Source organism: Actinomadura sp. HBU206391, from assembly GCF_014323665.1.
Taxonomy (GTDB): domain Bacteria; phylum Actinomycetota; class Actinomycetes; order Streptosporangiales; family Streptosporangiaceae; genus Actinomadura_C.
The window spans coordinates 13,405-37,666 of record NZ_JABVEB010000039.1 but is presented as its reverse complement, the minus strand read 5'-3'; the positions used below and the strand labels follow the sequence as shown (position 1 = coordinate 37,666).

Below are 24,262 nucleotides of genomic sequence, written 5' to 3'. Positions count from 1 at the left end.
CCGTACGCGACTGGACCCGTACGCGATCGACCCCCGCGCTTGCGCCCGCAACACGCGAGCCTCGCGTGAGCCGGTCGGGTCAGGTCAGGCGTCCGCGTAGGTCGACTCGGCGATGTACGAGGCCACGGGATTCGGCTCGCGCCGCCGCCGGATCTGGTCGAGCGCGGCGCACTTGCGCGCCGCGAGCCGGCGGTGCGCGGCGACGCGCAGGTAACGGGCCACGTCCGTGGCAGACGGGCGCGGCACGCCGGTGCGCTCATATCCCTTGTCGGTCAGCCGCGAGCCCATCACGCTCTCGCACAGTGCGATCTCCCACGGCTCCAGCCGCTGGGCCCACGAACCCACCCGGTCGGTGCCCACCGAGCCGTAGGTGCGCGCGTGCCATTTCTTGTGCGCCGGTACGGCGACCTTCGCCATGTGGTGCGGCTCCGTCATCGCCGGGTCGTAGTCCTCGCCGAGGAAGCCGCACAGCCGGGTGAGCTCGGTCTGCGGGTCGGCGACCAGCCGTTCATAGCCGAGTTCGTAATAGGCGGCCGGGCCCAGCCGCTGCGCCGCCCGCCGCCCGGCGTCGATCGCCTCGTTCCACGTCGAGATCGCGTGGAAGGTGCCCATGTGGAACCACGGCATCTCCTTGAGCGAGGCGACGCAGTCCCTGCCGTCACGCACCAGGTGGACGATCTGGGCGTCAGGGAACATGCGCAGCAGCACGTCGAGGCGGCGGAAGTAGCTCGGCCGCTTGTCCCCCCACCGGGCTCTGCCGAAGCGCCGCGCGTAGGCACGGAACACGATGCCGAGCGCCGAGCCCACCGTGGGCGGTCCCGCGACGACCTCGTCGACGACCTGGTCGGCGTCGAGACCGAGGTCGGTGAACTTCGTCTCCTTGGCGTCGACGATCCAGCGGGCCAGCTCGCGGCGGTTGGCCGGCTCGCGGAGGTCGCCGAAGCCGCACCTCGACTCATAGACGGGCAGCAGGAACCGTGTCTCCGGCGGAATGGCGATTCTCTGATGGGCGTGCAGCATCAGCTGCAGCAGCGTCGTGCCCGAGCGAGGGCACCCGACAACGAAGATCGGCCGATCGGAAGGCATACCAGGGATGCTGGCCCGATTCGCCGGGCACCGCCTCGAACCTTCGCGCAAGCTTGCCGCGACATTGCCGACTCATGACCCACCACCGGTCATAGGGCGGGGTCGGCCTCAACAACGGGATCGACCACCGTGCGGAAGGTCACCGACACCCGTCGTCCACGCGCGGCACGGCCGGCCGCACCGGGGTCGCTCTTGCGCGCGGCGATGCTGTGGCGCCAGGTGTAGCGGGCGGGTCCGGTCATGACGCACAGGCTGCCGGGAGCGAGCGGCACCGCCGCCTTCGTACCTTCCTCGGGGTGGGTGAAGTCCATGACGCACGGGGAGCCGAGCGATATCGCGGCGACGACCGGGCCGAAGCACGGCACGCAGTCGACGTGCGGGCTGATGCCCTGCCCCGGGTGGTACTCGTTGATGATCGCCTGGTCCGCCTCCTGGTCCATGACGCCTTCACGGACCAGTCGCGCGGCCTGTTCGCGCGCCCAGGCCGGAAGCGGCGGAGCGGGCTCGGCCCCGCCGTCCGCGGCCACGCTGCGGCGACCGTAGTCGTACCGGTGACCGTAGTGCTGCACTCTCCGCCGCAGCCCGGTCGACCACTCGGCTGCGTCGATGGACGAGAGCAGGGACTCGCAGGCGCCCGGCGGGAGCCAGTCGCCGACGTAGAGCAGCCCCGGAACCGCCTCAGGGCCTTGCGGCCCGGCGTGCTGACGCGAGGCGCCTCCGACGACGTCGAAGGACAACTGACCCGAGGACTCGGACATGGATCAGTAACTTTCGCCCAGCGTCTGGCGGAACTGCTTGCGCGCCTCATGGATGCGCGACTTCACCGTGCCGAGCGGCAGCCCGAGCTGCTCGGCGATCTCTGAGTACTCGAGCTGGGAGACGTCGCGGAGCACTAGCGCCTGGATCAGATCGGGCTTGCGCGCCTCGAGTTCCTCCATCGCATCGAGGATGTCGACCCTGGAGCCGGCGATCACGCTCGTACGGTGCGGGTCCGGGCGCTGCTGCGGCAGCTCGCCGACCTGTTCGACCGAACGCCGCTTCAGCGACCGGTAGGTGGACCGGGCCGAGTTGGCCACGACGACGTGCAGCCAGGTGCTGAACCTGGAGCGCCCCTCGAACTTCCCGATGTTGCGGGCCACCTGCAAAAGCGCGTCCTGGCAGGCCTCCTCGGCGTCCTGACGGCACGGCAGGAATCGCGAGCTGTGCCGCATCACGTCCGGCTCGATCGCCCGGAGCAGATCGTTGAGAGCCGCCTGGTCGCCCTGTGCGGCTCGTACGGCCAGGGCCTCCGTCCGCTCGTCAAATGCCATGCCGTCCTCGCTGTTTTTCCCCTTCGCCCGGCTGCCGCTCGTCGTGCATCGGCGCACACTTCTGTCCGGTCATCGCCGCCTTCCGTCCGGCCGGTTCCCGAGGAGACCCGGTTTTTGGGCATGATACGGGGGTGTCCATGCCTACATCTGTCGGTCGTTATCGAATCGACCGCGTCCTCGGCTCCGGGGCGTTCGCCTCAGTGTGGCTGGGCCACGACGACGCGCTCGCCGCCCCTGTCGCCATAAAAGTCCTGTCGGGAAGCCTTCTCGATGACCTGGACGTGCGCAACCGCTTCCTCGAGGAGGCCCGCATCCTGCGCCGGGCCGACTCCGAGCGGCTGGTGCGCGTCCATGACATCGGCGAGCTTCCGGACGGCCGCCCCTACTTCGTGATGTCGTACGCCGACCGGGGAACTCTCGCCGACCGAATGCAGCACCGACCGGTTCCGGCCAACGAAGCCCTTGCGCTCGCCCAGGAGATCGCGTACGGCGTCGAGGTCATCAACCGGCTCGGCATCATCCACCGCGACCTCAAGCCCTCCAACGTGCTCTTCCAATCCACGCCGGACGGCGGCGAGCGCCTGCTCATCGCCGACCTCGGTCTGGCCAAGGCGCTCGCGCACGCCTCAGGAGCCTTCACCCTGCCGGTGGGGACACCCGGCTACATGTCACCGGAGCAGGCCCGGTTCGGCGGTGGCCTGGACGTGCGCGCTGACGTGTACGGCCTCGGCGCGCTGACTTATCACATGCTGAGCGGGCGTGCCCCGGGCCCCGCGCCGGTCAACATCCCGCTGACCCGGCTGCGGCCCGAGCTCGGCCCCGAGTTCGATCAGGTGGTCATGCGCGCACTGGACGTGCAGCGCGAGAACAGATGGCCGACCGCCGAGGCGTTCGCGCAGGCACTGCGCACACTCCGGCCGCCGCACCCGGCACCGGGGGCGGAGCAGGAGGGGTCGTACGGCACACCAGGACCGCCCCCACCGGCCCCTCAGGGACCCCAGGGGCCGCCGCGGGGCGCGTACGGCACGCCAGGTCCCCCGCCGCCGCCCAGCGAGGCGTACGGCGACTCATGGCCGCCCGCGCAGGGCCACCACACGCCACCCGGCCCGGCTCCCGCGACTCAGGACGAGATCGACACCTCCGAGGTGCGGGTGCCACCGGGCGCGCACCGCCGGGGACCCGCAGGCGACGAGACGATGGTGGACCACGGCGCCGGCGCCGGCGCCGGTCATGGCACGGGTCACGGCACCGGCGGCGGCACGGGTGAATCGCGGACGGTACAGACCGACGGCACCGCGATCCTCCCGCAGCCGATGCCGCATGGTCCGCACGGCGGCGGCACTCCACCGGGCGGATATCCGGTCCCACCGCAGGGCGGCCAGTGGCCCCAGGGGCCGGGTGGCCCGCCCATGCCCCCCGGCGGCTCCGGTCCAGGCGGTCCAGGCGGTCCAGGCGGTCCTCACGGGCCGGGCGGCTTTCAGGGGCAGGGCGGCTTTCAGGGGCAGGGCGGCCCTCAGGGCCCAGGTGGTCCCCAGGGGCCGGGCGGCCCTCAGAGACCGGGCAGGCGCGGCAGAGCCCCCGGACGCCGTCGCCGGACCCCGGACCCTGGCGCGCCCGGGGGCCCGGAGCGGAACAAGCTCCTGATCCCAGGTGCGATCGCGGGCGGAATCCTGGTGATCGGGGCGGTCGTCGGCCTGCTGCTCGGCGTCGTGTTCAAGGGCGACGACGAGAAGAAGCCGGTGAAACCCGACCCCAACTTCGCCACGGTCAGCGACGCGTCCGGCAAGCTCACCGTGACGGTCCCGAAGGCCTGGCCGAAGCAGCCGCAGAACACCTGGCTGCCGGCCGAGGTGGCGCTGGCCGACGCCAACCAGCGGCCGGTGCTGCGGGCCACGCCGGACTTCACCGGTTTCCGCAACGCGGCAGGGAAGACCCCGGGCGTCTTCGTCGGGCTGACCACCGACGTCGCCGCCGGCAAACTGCCGCCGGCCACCGCCTCACAGCATTCCCAGTGCACCAAGGCGAAGCCTGAGAACTACGCGCGCGGCACGCTGAAGGGCACCATCACGCGCTACACCAAGTGCACGACGGGCACTCCGTCGATCAGCGAGATCGGGCTCACCGACACCGGCGGAAAGTTCGGCCTGTGGATCCGGATCAAGCAGGTCGACGACAAGGACCTCACCAAGCAGATCCTCGACAGCCTCCAGGCCAAGGGGCCGTAGCCCCCCAAGCCAAGGGGCCGTAGCCCCCCAGCCAAGGGGCCGTGACCGACGGGTCCTCCGGCCCGTTGATCTTCGGCTGCGGACCGGTCTCAGTCGCCGGTGATTCCGGCGCGTACGGCGAGGACGGCGAGCCGGATCCGGTTCCGGGTGCCGGTCTTGGCCATGAGGCTGCCGACATGTGTCTTCACGGTGGTGACACCGAGGTGCAGCCGGTGGGCGATCTCCTGGTTGGAGTGACCGGCGGCGACCAGCGCGAGCACCTGGCGTTCACGCGGGGACAGGCCGGGGAGCGGATCGGCCGTCGCTCCACTCACCGCGCCGCGGGCGCGTACCGCCTGGTCGACCAGCCGGCTGAGGACGGTCCGGCTGAACGGGCTGTCGCCCTCGGCCGCGCGGCGGACGGCGTCGAGCAGCTCACCCGGCGGTGTGTCCTTGACCACGAAGCCGCAGGCCCCGGCGGCGAGCGCAGGGTAAAGGTGGTCGTCGTCGTCGAAGGTGGTCAGCGCCAGCACGCGGGTCGCCGGCCGGGCCGCCGTGATCCGTTCGGTGGCGGTCACCCCGTCCATGCCCGGCATGTGCAGGTCCATCAGCACCACGTCGGGCAGGAGCCGCTCGGCCAGCCGCACCGCCTCGTGCCCGTTGCTCGCCTCGCCCGCGACCTCCACGTCGTCAGCCGACTCGCACAGCATGGTCAGGCCCATGCGGACAAGGTGCTGGTCGTCGACGAGGAGCACCCGGATCACGGCTGCGGTTCCAGGCCGGGAACCGCGGCGGGCAGTTCCGCGGAGAGCGACCATCCCTGCCGGCTCGGACCGGCGCGCAGGCGCCCGCCGAGCAGTTCCACGCGTTCGAGCATGCCGGTCAGACCGTGCCCGGGCTTGCCCGGCGCCGGGCGATCCGCGCCGGCGGCATTGCTGATGAGTAGGATCATGGTGCCGCCGTCCATCCGTACCGACAGCTGCGCGTGCGCGGACGGGCCCGCGTGCTTGGCGACGTTGGCCAGCCCTTCCTGTATCAGCCGCAGCACGGTGAAGCCGCGAAGCGTGTCGAGCCGGGCGACGGCCGGGTCGATCGACGCGTCGATCGTGAGCCCCGTCTTCCGCCCGTGCTCCACCACGGTGCTCAGCGCTGCGGGCAGAGCTGCCGGATCGATCAGTGGTGGGCTGTCGTTCACCGAGGCGGGGTCGCGGAGCACCTCCACCAGGCGGCGCAGATCCGCGAGCGCGGCCGTACCGGAGGTGTGCAGGTCGCCGAGCACCTCGGCGACGCGCGGGTCGGCGTCCGGCATGACGTGCCGGGCCACGCCCACCCGCAGCACCATCGACGACACGTGGTGGGCCACCAGGTCGTGCAGCTCACGGGCGATCGCCGTACGCTCGGCCGCTCGCACGGCGCGCGTCTGCAACAGCCGCCGCCGCTCCTCTTCGGCGGCCTTCTCCCTGGCCTGCCGGGCGCCTTCGCGTACGGAGCGGATATAGGCGCCCACCAGCAAGGGAACGCCCATGACCGTTCCGACGCGGTACAGCACGGGCGCGACCTCCGCCGGAGGCCGGCCGGCCCACTCGACCGCGATGGCCATGGCGAGCGCGCACCCGCCGAGTGACAGTTGCCGGCCCGATCGGCGTACGGCGAGTTCGAACAGCGCGATGCCGTCCATCACCTTCACGGGCACCGTGACATCCGCGTCGGTGACGCCGGCGATCCCGAGCAGGACGGACAGGCCGAGTACGGCGGGCAGCGGCCACGCGCTCGCGCCCAGCAGCAGCGCGCACCCCGTCAGGACGAGCACCCAGTCCCAGGCCGTCCCCGGCCGGTGCAACAGCGCGAGATCGCCGATGGCCAGGCTGGTGAGCAGGAGCAGGCGAACGGGGCTGAATCTGCCGGCGACGGCCCGTTCCACCCATTCGGCGAGCACGTCCCGATCATAGATACCGGCTCGTCCGCCGGGGATCCTCCCGCCGGAGGAGTGCGGGTCCTCCGAGTGGCCGCGACGACCGGCCTCAGTGCCGCGCGGGCGGGCTCATCGGCGGAGGCGCCGCGCAGGTGAGCGCTGGTTGGGTCGGACGACATGAGCACTGAGCCGGACGACATGAGCACTGATGACGTGAACACCGAGCAGCGGCGACCACCGGTCAGCAGAAGAGCGATCATGGGGGCCACGGCAGCGGGTCTCGCCGGCGTGGCGGCCTCGGCCCTCGGCCCGGCGGCACGGGCAGAGGCGGCGACCGGGGCGACCTCCGGCCGGCTGGGGAGGCGTTTCGCCGGCAAGGTCGTCCTCATCACCGGGGCGACCTCGGGGATCGGCGAGGCGACGGCCAGGGCGTTCGCCCGCGAGGGCGCGAAGGTGGGCTTCTGCGGGCGGCGCGAGGCCCTGGGCCGCCAGGTCGAAAAGGAGATCCGCAAGGCGGGCGGCACCGCGACCTACATCAGGGCCGACGTGCGGGTCGCCGACCAGGTGAAGGCGTTCGTCGACCGCGTCGCGGCACTGTACGGACGGCTCGACATCGCCTTCAACAACGCGGGCATCGGCGTCGCCAAACCGCCCCACCTCATCAGCGTCGAGGAGTGGGACGACGTACACCACACCAACGCCCGGGGCGTCTTCCTCGCGATCAAGTACGAGGTGCCGCACATGCTGCGGACCGGCGGCGGGGTGATCATCTGTACGTCGTCGGCGGCGACCGAGGTGACGCGGTCGACGCAGGCGGCGTACGCCTCGAGCAAGCGCGCGGTTCAGGGCATCGTCAAGGCGTCCGCACTCGCGTACGGCGGCAGCGGCATCCGGGTCAACGCGATCCTGCCCGGCGTCACCGACACCGCGTTCACCCGGCCGCCGGGCATCCCCGATGCGGCATGGGAGGAGTTCAAGAAGGCCTTCGGGCCGCTCAACATCGACGGCCTCCAGCGGATGGCCGAACCGCGGGAGATCGCTGACGCGGTGCTGGGACTCGCCTCGGACGAGTTCGCGTACATGACCGGCGCGTCCGTGCCGGTCGATGGCGGGCTCACGGCCGGGCGAGAGATGGATCTGCCGCCCGGCACACCCGCCAGCGGACTCTGACACCGTGACGCGGGCATCAGGAGGCTCTGTGAGATCGCATACGGCCGAGGTCGTGGTCCGAGCGACATTGGTGACCCTCGGGGTCGTGACGGCGACGCCGATGCTCGCGGTCGGCTGGCCGGGGACGCTCGACTTCGCGTACGGCATCGGCGACCCGTCGGACCCCATGGTCCTGGCGCTGCTCAAGCACCGAGGCGTGCTGCAGGGAGCGCTCGGCGCGTCGCTGGTCTGGTCGGCCTACCACGCCGCTGTGCGGGTGCCGGTCGCCGTCACCGCGATCGCCACCAAGTCGTCCTTCCTCGGGCTCATGTTCTCTCTGCCGGGCTCCTCATGGCGCGATGCCGCCCCGGGAGCGCTGTTCGACGTGGGGGCCGTGACGCTCCTGGCGGTCATCGCGGTGACGTGCGCCCGCGCCAGGCGGCCCGTCACCGCGGGGCCCTGACCATTCCCTCGACCACGACAGATCAGTGATGACCACCGCCGCGGGCGATGTTCGGCGTCGGCTGGGTCAGCACTGATTACGGGTCGGCGGTCCGAGCTTCTCCGCACATTTACTATGGCGACTGTTCGCTGCTCCGAAAGGCGGTTATCGGTGGGCGGGGCAGCTGCGAATGGTCCGAGACAAAATACAAAGGCGCAGCGCCCTGACGCACATGTTGGCGCGAACCTGTGTCAGGTAGCGCCGAAGCCTCACAGGTTCGGCGGTGTGTTGTGGTTGGTCCGGTAGTCCTGGTACTCGGCTCCGACGACTCCACCATTGACCCAGCGTTCGGGCAGCGCACCGACTAGACGTTCAGCCAGGTCGAGGGCTTCTTCTGGGGTCGCGGCGACAGCGACGTCCTGGCCGAAGCCGGAGTCTTCTTCGTCACCGCCGTCTAGCGGAGGGAACTCGGTGATGTCCAGGAAGGTCTCGGAGCCGACATCCTCGACTTCGTGCAGATAGACGGTGATGCCATCGTTGCCGGGGTGCAGCGAGCTTAGGCCGGTGATGAGCCATCCATCGTCCGGTCCTCGCCATGCTGCCCGCTGCAGCGGGCCCGATCAGAGGCGAACCGACGCGGTCAGACTCTGTCATCTTCGAGTATATGTTCGATTTTTGTCGGTGGCGTTGCTTAGTGTCAGGGGTGTGAGACAGACCGCGACCGAGACCGTCACCGAGCTGGGCGGTGCCTCCCCCGCCGAGTTGGTGGAGGCGCTGTCGGCGTGTGTGTCCGAGCTCGCCGCGCGCCGGCCCCCGGAGTCGGCGGTGGCGTGCATGGAACTGGCCGAGCGTCTGGGCCGGGTGATCGATGTGGGTGAGGCGGCGCTGGCCGCTCTGGTGCGGCGGGTGGATTGCGCTGGTGAGGTGCGGGGGTCGGGGTATTCGTGTACGTCGGCGTGGCTGCGGGATCGGATGGGGATGCGCACCGGCCGCGCCCGGGAACGGTTGATGTTGGCGCGTCAGTTGCCGCGGCTGGCCCGCACGGGCGAGCGGTTGCGGACCGGCACCCTGTCGTATGGGTATGCCGCCACCCTCACCGACGCGCTGGCCCGCCTGGACGACGCCGACGCGACGGCCGGCGAGCAGATCCTCCTGGAGCTGGCAGATGACGGTGCTTGTGCGGATCGGGTCGCTCGGGCGGGGGTGCGGATCGGGGAGGTGGTCGCTGAACGCGACGGCCGCGAACCCACCCCACCCGATGCCCGCCGCGGGTTCAAACGCTCCTGGATCACCCGGTCGGCGTCATTGGACGGCGGCACTTGGATCAAGGGCTGGCTGTCACCCGAACACACCGCGGTATGGAACCAGACCCTGGCCCCGCTCACCACACCCACCGGGGCCGCCGACGACCGCGACCACGCCCACCGCACCGCCGATGCGGTGTTCAGCATCCTGTCCCAAGGACACCAGCGCACCACCGCCACCGTCATCATCGACCTGGACACCCTCAACGGCGGCACCCACCCTGGGAGCTTTCCCGGCGGCGGGTTGATCTCGGCCGAACGCGCCCGCCAGATCGCTTTGACCGCGGGGGTGTCCGCGCTCATCCTCGGCTCGGGCGGGCACCCGCTCTACCTCGGCCGCACCGCCCGTTTCGCCACCCTCCATCAGCGGCGGGTGCTGGAGACGTTGTATGACACCTGCGCGGTACAGGGGTGTGAGATCCCCGCCCGGTACTGCGAGATCCACCACACCGGCGGCGGCTGGAAAACCGGCACCCCCACTGACATCACCCGCCTCGCCCCGTTGTGTTCCTTCCATAACCAATGGGTCGAACAACACCCCCACCAAGTACGCGAACACCGCGACGACCACGGCCGACACGTCCTACGACTCCTACCCCCATGGGCAACCCACCCCGACGACAACCCCACCGGCGACACCGGTGCAGGCGCCCAACCCCAAGGCCCATGAACCAAAACCCGGGGCCATCATTGCGTGCAGTCATTGACAGCACCATTCGGGCGGCACCGTGGTCGCGCGAATACGCGTTGTTCACCCCTCGCGCGCTGTCTATCCTCTGGCTCATGGACGACCTGACGGGGCGGTGGCGGGAGCTGAACCGGGCCTCGTGGGATGAGCGGGTGGGCATTCACCTGAACGGATCCTTCTACGACGTGGAGGGGTTCCGCGAGCGACGCGATTCGCTGAAAGACTTCGAAAAAGCCGAGGTCGGAGACGTCACTGGTAGGCGTCTGGTGCACCTGCAGTGCCATTTCGGGCTCGACACGCTGTCGTGGGCGGCGCGTGGAGCACAGGTCACCGGGTTGGACTTCTCGGCACCGGGAATCGAGGCGGCTTCGGACTTGGCGGCCGCCCTGGGGATCGATGCACGGTTCGTGGCATCGGACGTCTACGACGCGGTCTCAGCTCTCGGCGGGCAGACCTTCGACATCGTCTACACCGGCTTCGGAGCACTGAACTGGCTGCCCGACCTCACGCGTTGGGCGGCGGTCGTCACCGAACTGCTCGCCCCCGGCGGATTCCTCTACCTTGCCGAGTTCCACCCGTTCAGCTTCGTACTCGACGACGAGACCGGGCGGACCGTCACACACGACTACTTCGACGAAGGCCCGCACATCTCGGGCGGGCCGGGTACTTACGCCGACGAGACCGCGGTGACCGAGAACGACATGACGATCGAGTGGGATCACATGCTGTCGTCCGTCGTCTCCGCCATCGCCGGGGCCGGACTGCGGATCGAGTTCCTGCACGAACACGACCACACGTTCTACCTTCAGCGCCGTTCGCTCGTGCGGCATCCGCGCGAGATCTATCGACATCCGGCCGGCGCGTCCCGCTATCCGCTGACCTACTCCATCCGCGCCGGCAAGCCCTGAAGACGTCCTTCCGGATTGGCGGTACGCCGCCCCGCATCGCTCGACGCCGTCAACCGAGGATCGGCTCCCGCATCGCTTCCTCGGCCGGATCGCCGGACCGAGCCTTCACTCTCTCGACCCGGCCGCAGGGGCGGCCGGGATACGTACGTGCTCGGGCAACGGGCCGTAGCCGAGCAGCCGGGCCATCAGTCGTCGCAGCGGGCGCACCCGCCTGGCCAACTCGAGCGCACGGGGCGGGCGGGACGGCCGGTCCCCCTGCAGCGTCGGACCGATGAAGGCGTTCTGCAGTGCGATCTGAAAGCGTTGAACGGCGATGGTCGGCGGTTGCCGTCGCCGTTGCACCGCCGCCAGGTCCTCGGTGCGTACGACGCCTCGGCGCAGCGGCCCGGCGAGCCGGTTGGCCGCGGCTACCGCGTCCTGGACCGCGAGGTTGATACCGACCCCTGCCACGGGAGACATGGCGTGCGCGGCGTCGCCGATGACCAGCAGACCCGGCCGGTACCACCGACGCAACCGGTCGACCCGTACCTCCAGCACGCTCACCGCGTCGAAATCGAGCTCTTCGAGACGGTCGCCCAGGAATGGGACCAGGTCCGCGACCTGTCGGCGGAACTCCTCGATGCCCTCCTCGCGCACTTCACCGAATCGGCCCTTCGGCACCAGATAACCGAACTGCCAGTAGCTCATACGGTTGATGCCGACGAGGAGATGCCCGGCGCCGACGCGCAGGAACGTGTCCGGACGGTCGCCTTGTACCCGGTCGAGCCGGAACCACGCGACGTCCATCGGGGCGTCGTAGTCGTGCCTCACCAGTCCGGCAGCGCGCGGAAGCGTGGAGTTCCGCCCATCCGCGACCACCGTCAGCGCGGCCTGGATCTCGTGTTCCTCGCCCTTCTCGTCGCGATAGCGCACCCCCGCGATCCGGCCCTGCTCGCGTACGAGGTCGAATGCCTCGGCCTGCATGAGGAGCCGGAAGTTCGGATACTTCGCCGCTTCCTCCGTCACCATCGTGAGGAAGTCCCACTGCGGGATGAACGTGATGTAAGGGTGCCGGCTCTTCAGTAGACCCAGGTCCACGAACGCGATCTCACCGGTGTCGGTGACCACGTTGAGGCGCTCGACCTTGCGCTGCGGAAGCTCCTCGAAGCGCGGGCCGAGCCCGAGCTCGTCGATCACCTCGCGGGTGCTGGGGTGGATGGTGTCGCCACGGAAGTCGCGCAGGAAGTCGCCGTGCTTCTCCAGCACGATCACGTCTATGCCGGACCGGGCCAGCAGCAGCCCGAGGACCGCCCCGGCGGGGCCGCTTCCGGCGATGCAACACGTCGTCGACTCGCCCATCGGGACCTCCCATCGAATTAATCAGTCGTTTAGATAGTGCTCGACGGTGTCCTACCCGGTCTGGGTGCCCTCACGCATCTGATCGACAGGGGACGCCATCTCGGTCCACGCACCGGACGCGGCCAGATCGGCGAGAACGGCGATGGTGCGGCCCTGTTCCTCGGCGCTGCCGTACGGGGACGCGATGAACTCGGTGACACCGGCGTCGGCAAGCCGGCCGAGCTGACGGGCGACGGCGTCCTCGTCACCCACGATGACGACGTCCTGTGGGCCAGCCGCGCCTTCACGGTCGAGCACCGCACGGTATTCGGGCACCTGACCGGCGAGAGCGAACTCTTCGGCGATGCGCTCACGCACCGCGACCTCGCCGGCGGTGACGCACACCACCAGGCCGGCGGCCACCCGTGGGGCAGGACGCCCCGCCGACTCGGCCGCCTTGGTGATCGAGGGCACGATGTGTTCGGCGAGCGTTCTCGGACCCGTCATCCACGTCACGGTGCCGTCGGCGAGCTCTCCCGCCAGGCGCAGCATCGACGGGCCGAGTGCGGCGACCAGCACCTGCGGATTTTTCGCGCCGGGCACGTTCACCGCCCCCACGGCGGTGAGCGTCTCACCCTGGTACGTCACGCTCTCCCCGCGCAGCAGCGGGCCCAAGACGGACAGGTACTCGCGCATGCGGCGAGCGGGCCGATCGGCGGCCAGGCCGAACATGCCCCGGACCATCATGGCGATGCCGGCACCGATGCCCAGGGTGAGCCGGTCGCCGACCGCGGCCTGCACGCTCAACGCCTGGCTCGCCAGCACCAGGGGGTGGCGCTGGGGGATCGGGACCACCGCCGAGCCCAGGCCGATCCCCGGCACCCGGCCGCCCACCACCGCGAGGGCGGTGAGTGCGTCCCAGCCGAACGCCTGACTCGACCACACCATGCCGAAGCCGGCATCAGCCGCCGTCCGCACCTGGCCGACGAGCTCTTCCAGGGTCGCGGGTCCCCGCACGTCGCCCACGGCGATTCCGATCTCCATGCGTCATCCCTCTGGGTCGTGGTCTCGGAGGCGCGAACACGGTCTGCACCACCGGGCTTGAGCGGAGAGGTTCTCCGCTTAGATTCGGCTAGGATATGGAGAACTTCTCCACTTAGCAATGCGGGGGTACGCAGATGAGGACCGGCGAGGCGAACGACCCTCCTCGGCGGATGCGGGCCGACGCCCGGGACAACCGCGACCGGGTACTACAAGCGGCAAAGGTGGTCTTCGCCGAGCACGGCGCAAACGCGTCCCTCAACAAGGTCGCGCAACGGGCGGGCGTCGGAGCCGGCACGCTCTACCGGCACTTCCCCACGCTTCAGGCGCTGCTGGTGGCGATCATCAGTGACGATGTCGACGCGCTCTGCGCCAAAGGACACGCCCTCCTGACCCACCCGTCCCCTGACGAGGCCCTGCACACCTGGCTGCGCGCCGTGGCACTGCACGCCACCGCCATGCGCGGACTCGTCGCCACTCAGATGGCCGGCGAGCCCGCGCCCGGAACGCAGACCGCCCTGACGGCCTGCCACGAGGCCATGCGCGCAACCGGGGCCGCGCTGCTCACCCGCGCACAGCGCCAGGGCACCGCACCCGAGGACGCCGACATCATCGATCTACTCAAACTCGTCAACGCCATCGCCTGGACGAGCGAGCAGACACCCGAGGACACCCATCTCCTCGACCGGCTCCTGGCCCTCGTCACGAACGGACTGCGGGCACGATCCGGGGCCGACATCAGCACCCGTCGACCTCGGTGACAAGAACGCGTACGGCCCCTGCCGCCTGTCGCGCGCTCAGCCGGAGGCCAGCTCCGAGAGAAGCCTCATGACCCCGTCCGGACCGTCGACCACCAGGTCGGCGCGTTCGGCGAGCGCGGTGACCTCGGCCGAGCCGCTGCAGACCTTCACGCCCGGCATCCCTTCGGCGCGCAACGCGTCGACGGCGTCGTAGGCGGCGAGATCCCCCAGATCATCACCCGCGTAGAGCACCGACCCGGCCTTCTTCTCGGCGACGAAGCCGCGGAGGGCGATGCCCTTGTCCATGCCCGGCGGCCGGAGCTCGAGCACGAAGCGGCCCGGCTCGACCACGAGCCCGGCGTGTTCGGCGAGCGCACCAAGAATGCTCCGCAACCGCTCCAGGGCGACCGCGGGCTCGGCCGCACGACGGGTGTGCACCGCGAGCGCGTGACCCTTGTCCTCGATGTGCGTGCCGGCGGGCGCCCTGGCGGCCTCGAGAACCCTCGGCAGTTTCTCCCGCACCTCGGCCACACCCGGTGGTGGCTCGGGCGTGGTCAGTACGCCCGCCTCCCACCGCTCCCGGCCGTACTGGCCCAGCACGGTGAGACCGTCGACGGCGGCGAACCCGCCGTGCTCCACCGCGAGGCCGGCGGGACGGCCGGTGATGATGACGACCGCGCCTACGAGCGGGCTGAGACGGGTGAGGACGGCCGCCGCCTCAGGATGAGCGCGGGCCGCGGCCGGATCCTCGACGATCGGGGAGAGCACGCCGTCGAAGTCAAGGGCGATGACGGTCTCGCCGAGGTTCTGCCTGATCGCGGTGAACGCCTCGGCACCGGCGTCGGTACGGAACTCGTTATGCACGTCGCCAATCCTGGCCGGGTCAGGGCTGAATGCCGAGACGCCGCGCGGCCCGCTGCCGTTGCCGTTGGGAGCGGACCCTCCGGAGGCGCTTGACGAGCATGGGGTCGTGGGCGAGCGCCTCGGGGCGGTCGATCAACAGGTTGAGGAGCTGGTAGTACCGCGTCGCCGACATGTCGAACATCTCGCGGATGGCCTGCTCCTTGGCTCCGGCGTACTTCCACCATTGCCGCTCGAAGGCGAGGATCTGGCGGTCACGCTCGGACAGGAGGTCGGTCGGGAAGCCGTCGTCTTCAGGGCCTGCGTTCACGGTGCCGTCCTGAGCGGGGACATCGTCGGCGAAGGCATCAGCCGCTCCCATGAGGTCCCCTCTGTGGTTACTGGTCCCGGTCGTCCGGGTTCGGCCGGTGTAATGCTACGCGCCCGGACGGACGTCTTCCGGAGTTCTCCGGGAACGGGTGAACGTTACGCGGAGTGGCCGACATGCGGCCCGGCGGTGGAGCTTCAGAGCACCCCGCCGGGCGCACATGCGGAGGCTCGCCGCGTGACAGGTCAGAGCGCCTTGGCCGGCTCGGGTTCCTTCTCATCCACCTCCGGGGCCGGCGTGTGGCCCGGGCCGCCGCGCAGCGGCTCCTCCTTGAGGAACCAGGAGATGACGAACGCGACGACGATGAACGGCGTGCCGTACAGGAACACGTCGGTCAGCGAGTTGGCGAAGGCCAGCAGGATGCCGTCGCGCACCGGGGCGTCGAGCTTGTCGATGGTCTCGCGCGTGATGGACGAGATCGGCGGCGGCTGCGCCCCTCTCGGCAAATGGTCCGCGAGCTCCGCCGCGATCCGGTTGTTGAAGATGGCGCCGAACACGGCGACACCGAACGAAGCGCCGATCTGCCGGGCGAAGGTCACCGTGGACGTACCGCTGCCGAGGTCGCGCGGGCCGACGGTGTTCTGCACGGCCAGGACGACCGTCTGCATGACGAGCCCGAGGCCGGCGCCCAGTACGAACATGAAGCCCATGGCCGTCACCCGGCCGGTGTGCACGCCCATGCTGGACAGCAACAGCAGGCCGCCCGTCGCGATGGCCGTACCGATGATGGGGAAGATCTTGTAACGGCCGATCCGGCTGATGATGGTCCCGGAGACGATGGAGGTCAGCAGCAGGCCGCCCATCAACGGCAGGAGCAGCAGACCCGAATTGGTGGCGCTCACGCCGGTCACGATCTGCAGGAACAGCGGCAGGAACGAGACGCCGCCGAACATCGCGAAGCCGACGAAGAAGCTGACCGCGCTGGAGGAGCTGAACGTACGGTTGCGGAACAGGCGGAGCGGGACGACGGGCTCGGAGACCCGCGTCTCGACCAGGACGAACAGGGCGAGCAGCACGACGCCGGCCACACCGAGCGCGAGGATGACCGGGTCACCCCACTCGTACTGCGTGCCGCCCCAGCTGGTCAGCAGCACGAGACACGAAGCGGCTCCGGCGATCAGCGCCGCGCCGACATAGTCGATCTTCACCTTGCCGGCCGGACGGGGCAGGTGCAGGACCAGCACGGTCACGATCAGAGCCGCGGCACCGAGAGGCAGGTTGATGTAGAAGATCCAGCGCCAGGTCAGGTGGTCGGTGAAGAACCCTCCGACCAGCGGACCGGCGACCGAGGCCAGGCCGAACACCGCGCCGAACAGCCCCTGGTAGCGGCCGCGGTTCCGGGGCGGGACGATGTCGGCGACGATCGCCATGGCGCTGAGCATCAGGCCGCCGCCGCCCAGCCCCTGGATGGCACGGAAGATGATCAGCTGCGTCATCGACTGCGCCATCCCGCAGAGGATGGATCCGATCAGGAAGACGACGATGACGAAGAGGAAGATCGGCTTCCGGCCGATGATGTCGCCGAGTTTTCCATAGAGTGGCATGGCCACCGTCGAGGCGAGCAGGTAGGCCGTGACGACCCACGACATGTGTTCGAGACCGTTGAGGTCGCCGACAATCGTGGGTAGCGCGGTGGACACGATCATCTGGTCCAGCGCCGCGAGCAGCATGCCGAGAAGCAGCCCCGACAACACCACCAGCGTCTGCCGATGGGTCAAGGCGGGACTCTGGTCACTCATCAATTTCCTCACACAGAGAACGCATGTACGGTACACATATAGGCTGCGCCACTGTACATCTGTATGTTGCATGCAATCAAACGGAGGCCATCGATGGGGACGAAGAGCGTCCCAAAGGGCGTTGCGGACGAACTCCTCACCGAGATCGGTGTGGCGCTCTTTCACCTGCGACGGGTGTGGGCGAAGCCCGACCTCATGCGCAAGTTGCGAGAGCAGACCCACTGCGAGCGGCCGCTGCAGATGTCCAACCTCTCGGTCGTCTCGGCCGTGGCCAGGCTGACACCTGAGACGGGCGGCGAGGTCACCGTAGGAGGCGTCGCCGACCGGCTCGACGTCGATCCGTCCACAGCGAGCCGCCTCGTCGGTCACGCCATCGACGCCGGCCTCGTCTCCCGGCGGCCCTCACCGTCGGACGCTCGCCGGGCCAACCTTCAGCTGACCGACGCGGGCCGGCGCGTCGTGGAGGCGGCCGACCGGTACCGCAGGATGTACATCGCCGAGCTGATGGCCGACTGGACCGCCGATGAGTCCAGCGAGTTCGCGCGTCTGCTGACCCGTTTCACGGAGTCCGCCGCCAGGCGTCCGATAGACCCCTCCGGAATCGACCGGATCTTCAAGGAGGCCGAGGCCGGAGGAACCGGCTCCGGCACCGGGTGAGCGCCCGCGCATCACCCCGGAACGCACCCCGGCTCGCATCAGCTCAGCGTCGCTCGGTCCTGCGTCCCTCAGGTCAGCGCCACGGCAGGCGGTGACCCTCGTCCTCCGCGGGATCGATCCTGGGCGTGTAGCGAGCGCCGCCCATCACGCCGCCGTAGGAATCGCCGGCCGGGTCGCCGAAAGCTTCGCCGGCCGGACCGTTCAGCGGATCACCGAGGGGATCGCCGAACGGCTTACCTTGCGGCTCACCGAAAGACCCACCACCGTTCAGCGGATCGGCGAGCGACCCGCTGGGGGGGCCGCCGAGGGGTCCACCGACCGGTCCGCCGACCGGATCCGCAAAGGCGCCACCCGCCGGACGGTCGCCCAGCGAGCCGCCGAGCGGATCGCTGAGCGCGTTACTGACCCGTTTGCCCAGCGGATCACTGAGCACGTCACTCACCCGTTTGCTGAGCGGATCGCTCAACGGGTCGCCGACACCCTCGCCGAGGGGGTCGTTCAGCGGATCATTCAACGGATCGGTTCGGTTACCGAGCGGGTCGCTCAGCGGCTCACCGGCACGGTTCCCCAGCGGATCGCTGAGCGGATCACCGCCACGGTTCCCCAGCGGATCACTCAACGGCTCACCAGGACGATTGCCGAGCGGATCGTTCAACGGATCCCTGAACGGCACGTTCAGAGGACCGCTCACCGACTCGCCCGACAGCGGGTCGCCGAGGGGATCGGCCCGGCGATCGCCGGGCGGATCGTAGAGGGGATCCGCAGCCGCCACGTCAGGGAAGGGACCCTGAGCGGGGAACGGACCCGGGTCACTGAGCGGGTCGCCCACCGGCTCGGGCGCGTCACCGAAGCGCTCGCCGGACTCGTCACCGAAGCGCTCGGCCGGCGGAGCGCCGAGGGGCCCGCCGGGCGGCGCGGCGAACGGTACGCCCAGCGGATCGTCGGCCGCCGAATCGTCGGGGGCGACCATCGGGAACCCGGCGGGCTCGTCGCTCAAGGCCTCCGGCGGCGGAACGAGCGCTGCGGTGGTGTGATCATCCGGCAACGAGAGCGGTCCGCCGAATTCGTCGCCGGGCGCCTCGGGTACCGCGTAGAAGGCGCCCGTCGGTTGTTCGTCGGGGGCCTCCGGTACCGCGTAGAAAGCGCCTGTCGGCTGCTCGTCGGGGGCCTCCGGTACCGCGTAGAAAGCGCCTGTCGGCTGCTCCTCCAGTGGCGCCGGCACCGCGAAGAACGACCCGGTCGGCTGCTCCTCCGGGGGGGCAGGCACCGCCGAGAAGGCTCCGGTCGGCTGCTCCTCCAGCGGAACGGCCGGTTGGCCGAAGGACGCCGGCCGGCGTCTCGTCTTGCGAGCGGGCCGCCAGCTCTCGTCGACGGCCGGCGGCTCGATCGACGGGACCCCGCTCGCCGCACCCCTCTGTTGCGGGTCCGCACCGAACTCGTTCGCGAAGCCGTCCTGCCGGACCTCGTCGGCATGGCTCCAGTTGCTGCTTCCCTGCTGCCAGGGTGACGGCGCGTCGGCCTCGTACGGCTGCCGGTGCGCGGCGGGGGGCTGGTGGCCGTCCCCGCTCGCCCATCCGTTCTGCCCCTGACCGTGTGCGCCGGTCCCTGCCGGGTAACGCGGTTGATGCTCATCGGACCAGGACAGCTCATCGTCTTCGTAATCATCACGCCGGCGGCGTTGCACGAAGCCCATCACCAGACCGATGACGACGAGCATGCCACCGACGACGAGAACACCGATGAGGAGCAGGTTCGGTCCGCCCGTACTGGTCTGCGTCTCGGTCTGAGGGGCCGCCGGGGGCGGAGCCACGGCCTGGCCGCTGTTCGCCGCCTTGTTGATCCTGTTCGCGGCCAGGATCGCCTTCACCGCGTCGGTGACGCCCGCGCCGACCGCCGGAGTGGCGCCGGCCGAGGCGCTGCCGCCGGCGCCCTCGGCCATCGCCTCCGCCACCTGTACGGAGGTGAGCTTGGGATAGCGGGACCGGATGAGAGCCGCGATGCCCGCGACGATGGCCGACGACGGGCTCGTGCCCGTGCCGAGCACATAGCCCCCGCCCGCGTCGGCACTGACGATCTCCACTCCGGGAGCGGCCACCTTGACGTAGTCGTGCCGGTTGGAGTTCCGCCACGGGCGCAGGTTCCGGTCGACGGCACCGACGGCGAGGACGCCCGGGTAGGCGGCCGGGAAGTTCTTGCGGTTGACGCCGGCGCCGTCGTTTCCGGCGGAGGCGATGAGGACGACGCCCTTGCTCAGGGCGTACCTGATCGCGTCCTCCTCGGTGGGGTTGCCGTTGTAGAACAGCTTGCCGCCGCCCAGCGACATGTTGATGATGTTGGCGCCGTGGTCGACCGCGTAGCGGATGCCCTTGGCCACGGCGTCTCGGCTGCGGCTCACCTCGGCGCTGCCGGTCCGCAGCGGGTCGTCGTTCTCCCAGGTGACGCGGATCGAAAGGACCTTGGCCTGGGGCGCCACCCCCATGACGCCGGCCGTCATCCCGGTGCCGTGCCCGTGCCCGGCGATGATCCCGGCCATGGCACTGCCGTGGCGTCCCCAGTACTTGTTCCCCGGGCGCCGTACACCTCCGGTGAAGTCCTCACCGGTGACGACCTGCCCGACGAGGTCCGGATGGCGCGGGTCCACGCCGGTGTCGAGGACGGCGACGGTCACGCCCTTGCCCTTGGACCACTTCCACGCGCCGGTCGCGCGCACGGCGGAGAGCCACCACTCGCGGCTGCGGATCAGGTCCGCCGAGACGACACCCCCCCGCAGACCGGCGGCCCACGCCGGGGCCGGTGCCGACGCGGCCGACGCGATGCCCGATCCACCGAGAGGGCCACCAAGAGATCCGCCGAAAGACGCCGCGGAAGATCCCGCGGAAAGCCCTTCGGAAGGTCCGCCGGGGGACCCGTCGAGAGCTTCGCTGAGGGGTCCGCGCAATGCACTGCCGGGGGACGCGTCGGTGGCGCCGTGGGCGACGACCGCGGGGGCCGCCATGGCGGTGACGAGCGCCAGGGTGACCGCCGAGGCCGTCAGCTGGATGCCGAGCGGGGCGCGGACGCCTCCCGCGGATCTACGGGCCTGTCCTGGTCGGCGTCGGCCGGCATGGGACACGGCACCGAACCTCCTCCCCGGATAGCGGCGGCGGTCGAGCCGGCGCCGTCCCCATCGCAAGATGGAAAACGGCCCGCTGCTGGGGCGCCGTGTTCGCGATGGCGCCTGAGCTCTACCGTCATGCGCGGCCATCATTGTGCCACGGCGGAGTCAAACACCTCGGTGATCCGCCCATTCCGGCACGACTCTGGCACTCGGATTCGGCACACGGATCTGGCGCCCGTCGTGGGGCGCGGCCACCGGATGATACGTGGAGCCGGTGGACGGGTTCGAACCGACGACCTGCCGCTTACAAGGCGGCTGCTCTGGCCTACTGAGCTACACCGGCATGGCGCTCATAGGCTAGCAGCGGGTCACCATGGGCGGCCAAACCGTTATCCGCGGACGGCGGGCGACCGCGTACAGGGCGACCGCCCGGCGTCACGCGTCCGTGCGCCGGCGGGACACCTCGTACAGAGCGATGCCCGCGGCGACGCCGGCGTTCAGCGACTCCGCCTTGCCGCTCATCGGGATGGTCACGAGCATGTCGCAGGTGTCGGCCACCAGCCGGCCGAGGCCCTTGCCCTCCGAGCCGACGACGAGAACGAAGGGGTCGGCGGCGACCTCCAGATCGCCGATCGCCACCCCGCCTCGGGCGTCCAGGCCGGCGACGAAGCAGCCCGCCTGCCGGTAGGCCTTGAGCGTCCGGGCCAGGTTGGTCGCCCGGGCGACAGGTACGGAGGCCAGCGTGCCGGCCGACGCCTTCCACGCGCCCGCGGTGACCCCGGCCGCCCGCCGCTCGGGCACCAGGACCCCGTTGGCGCCGAACGCCGCCGCCGAGCGAATGATCGCGCCGAGGTTGCGCGGATCGGTGATCCCGTCGACCGCGACGATCAGCGGTGTGGTGGCGCCGCGCAGCAGATCATCGGGATGCGCGTACCGGTACGGCCGTACCTGGAGCGCGATTCCCTGGTGGATGGACCCGTCGGTGAGCCGGTCCAGCTCGGGCTTGCCCACCTCGAGCAGCGGGATCCGGCGGTCGGCGGCGAGCTGGATCGACTCCCGTACGCGCTCGTCCGTGTCGGACATGACGTACAGCGCCGTTCCCGGCACCGCCGCCCGCAGTGCCTCGACGACCGCGTTGCGGCCGGTGACGATCTCAGGCGCGTCGGGCGTACGGCGCGACGTGGGCACCCTGCCGCCCGGGCGCGCCGCCGTGGCGCCGCCCTCGCCGGATGTCCTCGACTCGGTCGGGCGCTTGCCGCCCCGGCGGGCCGTGGGGGTCCCGGTTCGCGCCGCCGACTTGGCGCTGCGGGCCGACTGGCGCTTGCCGTACCAGTGGCGGTCCTCGGCCTTGGGGGTGTTGCCGGACCCCTTCTTACGACTCTTGCTCATCGGAGATATGCCTTCCATGTTCTCGGGCGGCACACCGGGCGGACGCCCCCGATCAGGGAAGCGTACGCGGCGTGCCAGGTGGCGCGGGGCGGCCGGTCGGTCAGCCGCGCTTGAGCTCCCACCGTGGGCCGTGCGGGGTGTCCTCGACGAGGATCCCGGCCGCGCTGAGGCCGTCGCGGATGGCGTCGGCGGCGGCGTAGTCCTTTCGGGCGCGGGCCGCCTGCCGCTGTTCGAGGGTGACGGCGACGAGCGCGTCGACGACGGAGTGCAGATCATCGCCGCCCTGGGCGGCCCACTGTGCCGACAGGGGGTCGAGACCGAGCACGTCGAGCATCGCACGCACCGACGCGAGCGCCTCTCTGACCTTGCCATGATCGTCGGAGGTCAGCGTGTTGTTGCCCGCGCGTACGGCGTCGTGCACGATCGCGAGCGCCTGGGGCACGCCGAGATCGTCGTCCAAGGCGGCGATGAACGCCTCGGGCAGCTCCGCGGCGGGCGCCACGGAACCGGCGACCTCGGTCGCGCGGGTCACGAAGCCCTCGATCCGCTGGTAAGCCGTGGCGGCCTCGGCCAGCGAGGCCTCGGTGTAGTCGATGATCGATCGGTAGTGCACCATGCCGAGGTAGTAGCGCACCTCCACGGGGCGGGCCTTCTCGACGAGGTCGGTCAGCAGCACGACGTTGCCGACCGACTTGCTCATCTTCTCGCCGTTGACGGTGAGCAGCCCGTTGTGCAGCCAGTAGCGGGCGAAGCCGTCGCCGGCGGCCTGCGACTGGGCGACCTCGTTCTCATGGTGCGGGAAGATCAGGTCCATCCCCCCGCCGTGGATGTCGAACGTGGCGCCGAGGTACTTTCTCGCCATCGCCGAGCATTCCAGGTGCCAACCGGGACGGCCGGGCCCCCACGGCGTCTCCCAGGTGGGCTCGCCCGGCTTGGCGCCCTTCCACAGCGCGAAGTCCCGCGGGTCGCGTTTGAGGCCGGCGCCCGCCGTGTCGTGGCTGTCGAGCATGTTGTCGAGCTTCTGGTTGGACAGCGCGCCGTAGTGATCGGCCCAGGACGTCACGTCGAAGTAGACGTCGCCCCCGACGTCGTAGGCGTGACCGGCGTCGATCAGCCGCCGCATCAGCGTGATCATCTCGGGGACGTGCCCGGTCGCCCGCGGCTCGATGGTGGGCGGGAGGCAGCCGAGCTCGTCGTAGCCCCGGCTGAAGACGCGCTGGTTGGCCTCGGCCACGGCGAACCACGGCACCCCGCTGTCCGCCGCCACCGCGAGGATCTTGTCGTCGATGTCGGTGATGTTCCGGGCGAACGTGACGTCGTAACCTGATCGGAGCAACCAGCGGAAGACGATGTCGTAGATCACGCCGGACCGCATGTGCCCGATGTGCGGAGCGGCCTGCGGCGTGGCACCACACACGTACATCCCGACCTGGCCCGCTTTGAGCGGGTGGAAGTCGCGGATCGTACGGGTTCCGGTGTCGTAAAGGCGCAGGCTCACAGGACAAGGCTAATAGACGGGCCGTACCGCGCCGTCGATATTCACGGCGAACGGCGGCGCGGCCCGTCCTGAGTGCGCGTCCTCAGTGCGCGATGACCTTGTCCGGGCTGATCCGGACGATCACCCGATTGGCCGGGTCGCTGTCCGACCAGGAGCCGCCCGTGTACTTCCGCGCCAGCTCCTGCAGCATCGAGCCGCCCGGGTCGTCCTCGATCGTCACCGCGCCGCGAACCTCGGCGTAGTGGTACGGATCGGCGGGATCGAAGACGATCGCGCTCACCCGCGGGTGCCGCACCAGATTCTCGTGCTTGCGGCGGCCCTTGATCGTCGAGAACACGATGTCGTCGCCGTCGAGCTTGGCCCACACGATGCTCGTCTGCGGGCCGCCATCGGAGTTGACCGTCGCGATGGTGACGAAGTTGGTCCCGTCGAACAAGTCGCGGGCCTCATCGGGCAACGGCTGCGGCATCGTGGTCTCCCCCGTGCGTTGTGTGACCGTGCGTTGTGTGACCGTGCGTTCGTGTGATTGTGTGACCGTGCGTTCGTGTGACCG

General features: G+C 70.2%; 21 protein-coding genes and 1 tRNA gene. 7 read left to right on the top strand and 15 right to left on the bottom strand.

All coding sequences use genetic code 11. The features are described 5' to 3' along the window. Positions 1-84: 84 nt before the first annotated feature. From HKK72_RS15340 to HKK72_RS15330, 3 genes are all read right to left on the bottom strand, one after another. Positions 85-1,086, bottom strand: coding sequence for a sulfotransferase family protein (locus HKK72_RS15340; protein ID WP_187235035.1), 1,002 nt, complete (start codon positions 1,084-1,086; stop codon positions 85-87). Between the two features lie 89 nt (positions 1,087-1,175). Continuing rightward, positions 1,176-1,844, bottom strand: coding sequence for an alpha-ketoglutarate-dependent dioxygenase AlkB (locus HKK72_RS15335; RefSeq protein ID WP_187235034.1), 669 nt, complete (start codon positions 1,842-1,844; stop codon positions 1,176-1,178). A 3-nt stretch (positions 1,845-1,847) separates the two neighbouring features. Then, on the bottom strand, positions 1,848-2,396 hold the full coding sequence (locus HKK72_RS15330) for an RNA polymerase sigma factor (protein ID WP_187235033.1): 549 nt from the start codon (positions 2,394-2,396) through the stop codon (positions 1,848-1,850). A gap of 137 nt (positions 2,397-2,533) precedes the next feature. On the opposite strand from HKK72_RS15330, the gene HKK72_RS15325 reads away from it, so the two are divergent. Then, positions 2,534-4,621 carry a serine/threonine-protein kinase gene (locus HKK72_RS15325; protein WP_222720741.1) on the top strand — a complete coding sequence of 696 codons (2,088 nt, stop codon included), beginning with the start codon at positions 2,534-2,536 and terminating at the stop codon, positions 4,619-4,621. 89 nt (positions 4,622-4,710) lie between these two features. On the opposite strand, the gene HKK72_RS15320 is transcribed toward HKK72_RS15325, so the two are convergent. Both HKK72_RS15320 and HKK72_RS15315 read right to left on the bottom strand, forming a co-directional pair. Beyond that, positions 4,711-5,364 (bottom strand): response regulator, encoded by a 654-nt coding sequence (locus HKK72_RS15320; protein WP_187235031.1) that lies wholly within the window; start codon positions 5,362-5,364, stop codon positions 4,711-4,713. After that, positions 5,361-6,536, bottom strand: coding sequence for a sensor histidine kinase (locus tag HKK72_RS15315; protein WP_222720739.1), 1,176 nt, complete (start codon positions 6,534-6,536; stop codon positions 5,361-5,363). The genes HKK72_RS15320 and HKK72_RS15315 overlap by 4 nt, the downstream gene beginning before the upstream one ends. A gap of 153 nt (positions 6,537-6,689) precedes the next feature. Between HKK72_RS15315 and HKK72_RS15310 the strand changes: the two genes are divergently transcribed. From HKK72_RS15310 to HKK72_RS15295, 4 genes are all read left to right on the top strand, one after another. Beyond that, positions 6,690-7,682: an SDR family NAD(P)-dependent oxidoreductase gene (locus HKK72_RS15310; protein WP_187235030.1), complete on the top strand. Its 993-nt coding sequence runs from the start codon at positions 6,690-6,692 to the stop codon at positions 7,680-7,682. Between the two features lie 28 nt (positions 7,683-7,710). Next, a complete protein-coding gene (locus HKK72_RS15305) occupies positions 7,711-8,124 on the top strand; it encodes a hypothetical protein (RefSeq protein ID WP_187235029.1) in 414 nt (137 codons plus the stop codon). A gap of 684 nt (positions 8,125-8,808) precedes the next feature. Continuing rightward, positions 8,809-10,077 (top strand): HNH endonuclease signature motif containing protein, encoded by a 1,269-nt coding sequence (locus HKK72_RS15300; protein ID WP_187235028.1) that lies wholly within the window; start codon positions 8,809-8,811, stop codon positions 10,075-10,077. A gap of 113 nt (positions 10,078-10,190) precedes the next feature. Then, a complete protein-coding gene (locus tag HKK72_RS15295; RefSeq protein ID WP_187235027.1) occupies positions 10,191-11,003 on the top strand; it encodes a class I SAM-dependent methyltransferase in 813 nt (270 codons plus the stop codon). A 105-nt stretch (positions 11,004-11,108) separates the two neighbouring features. Here HKK72_RS15295 and HKK72_RS15290 read toward each other — a convergent pair whose 3' ends face one another. Together HKK72_RS15290 and HKK72_RS15285 are read right to left on the bottom strand one after the other, a co-directional pair. Continuing rightward, positions 11,109-12,341, bottom strand: a complete 1,233-nt coding sequence (locus HKK72_RS15290) for an FAD-dependent oxidoreductase (protein WP_187235026.1) — start codon at positions 12,339-12,341, stop codon at positions 11,109-11,111. Positions 12,342-12,392: 51 nt separating this feature from the next. Beyond that, positions 12,393-13,364: an LLM class F420-dependent oxidoreductase gene (locus HKK72_RS15285; RefSeq protein ID WP_187235025.1), complete on the bottom strand. Its 972-nt coding sequence runs from the start codon at positions 13,362-13,364 to the stop codon at positions 12,393-12,395. 170 nt (positions 13,365-13,534) lie between these two features. Here HKK72_RS15285 and HKK72_RS15280 point away from each other — a divergent pair, with 170 nt between their 5' ends. Further along, on the top strand, positions 13,535-14,122 hold the full coding sequence (locus HKK72_RS15280) for a TetR/AcrR family transcriptional regulator (protein ID WP_187235045.1): 588 nt from the start codon (positions 13,535-13,537) through the stop codon (positions 14,120-14,122). Positions 14,123-14,158: 36 nt separating this feature from the next. On the opposite strand, the gene otsB is transcribed toward HKK72_RS15280, so the two are convergent. The 3 genes from otsB to HKK72_RS15265 all read right to left on the bottom strand — a co-directional run bounded on the left by otsB (position 14,159) and on the right by HKK72_RS15265 (position 17,068). Beyond that, positions 14,159-14,965 (bottom strand): trehalose-phosphatase, encoded by an 807-nt coding sequence (gene otsB / locus HKK72_RS15275; RefSeq protein ID WP_410050306.1) that lies wholly within the window; start codon positions 14,963-14,965, stop codon positions 14,159-14,161. A gap of 19 nt (positions 14,966-14,984) precedes the next feature. Further along, positions 14,985-15,323 carry a DUF3263 domain-containing protein gene (locus HKK72_RS15270; RefSeq protein WP_187235024.1) on the bottom strand — a complete coding sequence of 113 codons (339 nt, stop codon included), beginning with the start codon at positions 15,321-15,323 and terminating at the stop codon, positions 14,985-14,987. Positions 15,324-15,514: 191 nt separating this feature from the next. Beyond that, the gene (locus HKK72_RS15265) at positions 15,515-17,068 is read right to left on the bottom strand and encodes an MDR family MFS transporter (protein ID WP_187235023.1); all 1,554 of its coding nucleotides are present in this window, start codon (positions 17,066-17,068) and stop codon (positions 15,515-15,517) included. A 93-nt stretch (positions 17,069-17,161) separates the two neighbouring features. Between HKK72_RS15265 and HKK72_RS15260 the strand changes: the two genes are divergently transcribed. Further along, entirely contained in the window at positions 17,162-17,725 is a 564-nt protein-coding gene (locus tag HKK72_RS15260) for a MarR family winged helix-turn-helix transcriptional regulator (RefSeq protein ID WP_187235022.1), read from the top strand. Between the two features lie 73 nt (positions 17,726-17,798). Here HKK72_RS15260 and HKK72_RS15255 read toward each other — a convergent pair whose 3' ends face one another. From HKK72_RS15255 to HKK72_RS15235, 5 genes are all read right to left on the bottom strand, one after another. Further along, entirely contained in the window at positions 17,799-20,837 is a 3,039-nt protein-coding gene (locus HKK72_RS15255; RefSeq protein ID WP_187235021.1) for a S8 family serine peptidase, read from the bottom strand. 251 nt (positions 20,838-21,088) lie between these two features. After that, positions 21,089-21,165, bottom strand: a tRNA-Thr gene (locus HKK72_RS15250). A 92-nt stretch (positions 21,166-21,257) separates the two neighbouring features. Then, on the bottom strand, positions 21,258-22,211 hold the full coding sequence (rlmB, locus tag HKK72_RS15245) for a 23S rRNA (guanosine(2251)-2'-O)-methyltransferase RlmB (RefSeq protein ID WP_187235020.1): 954 nt from the start codon (positions 22,209-22,211) through the stop codon (positions 21,258-21,260). Positions 22,212-22,311: 100 nt separating this feature from the next. After that, a complete protein-coding gene (gene cysS, locus HKK72_RS15240; protein ID WP_187235019.1) occupies positions 22,312-23,709 on the bottom strand; it encodes a cysteine--tRNA ligase in 1,398 nt (465 codons plus the stop codon). An 82-nt stretch (positions 23,710-23,791) separates the two neighbouring features. Next, positions 23,792-24,178 (bottom strand): PPOX class F420-dependent oxidoreductase, encoded by a 387-nt coding sequence (locus tag HKK72_RS15235; RefSeq protein WP_187235018.1) that lies wholly within the window; start codon positions 24,176-24,178, stop codon positions 23,792-23,794. Between the last annotated feature and the right edge of the window lie 84 nt (positions 24,179-24,262).

Coding starts and splice junctions, on each gene's coding strand:
- HKK72_RS15340 (WP_187235035.1), bottom strand. CDS start 1,086: ATGCCTTCCGATCGGCCGATCTTCGTTGTCGGGTGCCCTCGCTCGGGC.
- HKK72_RS15335 (WP_187235034.1), bottom strand. CDS start 1,844: ATGTCCGAGTCCTCGGGTCAGTTGTCCTTCGACGTCGTCGGAGGCGCC.
- HKK72_RS15330 (WP_187235033.1), bottom strand. CDS start 2,396: ATGGCATTTGACGAGCGGACGGAGGCCCTGGCCGTACGAGCCGCACAG.
- HKK72_RS15325 (WP_222720741.1), top strand. CDS start 2,534: ATGCCTACATCTGTCGGTCGTTATCGAATCGACCGCGTCCTCGGCTCC.
- HKK72_RS15310 (WP_187235030.1), top strand. CDS start 6,690: ATGAGCACTGAGCCGGACGACATGAGCACTGATGACGTGAACACCGAG.
- HKK72_RS15295 (WP_187235027.1), top strand. CDS start 10,191: ATGGACGACCTGACGGGGCGGTGGCGGGAGCTGAACCGGGCCTCGTGG.
- HKK72_RS15290 (WP_187235026.1), bottom strand. CDS start 12,341: ATGGGCGAGTCGACGACGTGTTGCATCGCCGGAAGCGGCCCCGCCGGG.
- HKK72_RS15285 (WP_187235025.1), bottom strand. CDS start 13,364: ATGGAGATCGGAATCGCCGTGGGCGACGTGCGGGGACCCGCGACCCTG.
- HKK72_RS15280 (WP_187235045.1), top strand. CDS start 13,535: ATGCGGGCCGACGCCCGGGACAACCGCGACCGGGTACTACAAGCGGCA.
- HKK72_RS15270 (WP_187235024.1), bottom strand. CDS start 15,323: ATGGGAGCGGCTGATGCCTTCGCCGACGATGTCCCCGCTCAGGACGGC.
- HKK72_RS15265 (WP_187235023.1), bottom strand. CDS start 17,068: ATGAGTGACCAGAGTCCCGCCTTGACCCATCGGCAGACGCTGGTGGTG.
- HKK72_RS15260 (WP_187235022.1), top strand. CDS start 17,162: ATGGGGACGAAGAGCGTCCCAAAGGGCGTTGCGGACGAACTCCTCACC.
- rlmB (WP_187235020.1), bottom strand. CDS start 22,211: ATGAGCAAGAGTCGTAAGAAGGGGTCCGGCAACACCCCCAAGGCCGAG.
- HKK72_RS15235 (WP_187235018.1), bottom strand. CDS start 24,178: ATGCCGCAGCCGTTGCCCGATGAGGCCCGCGACTTGTTCGACGGGACC.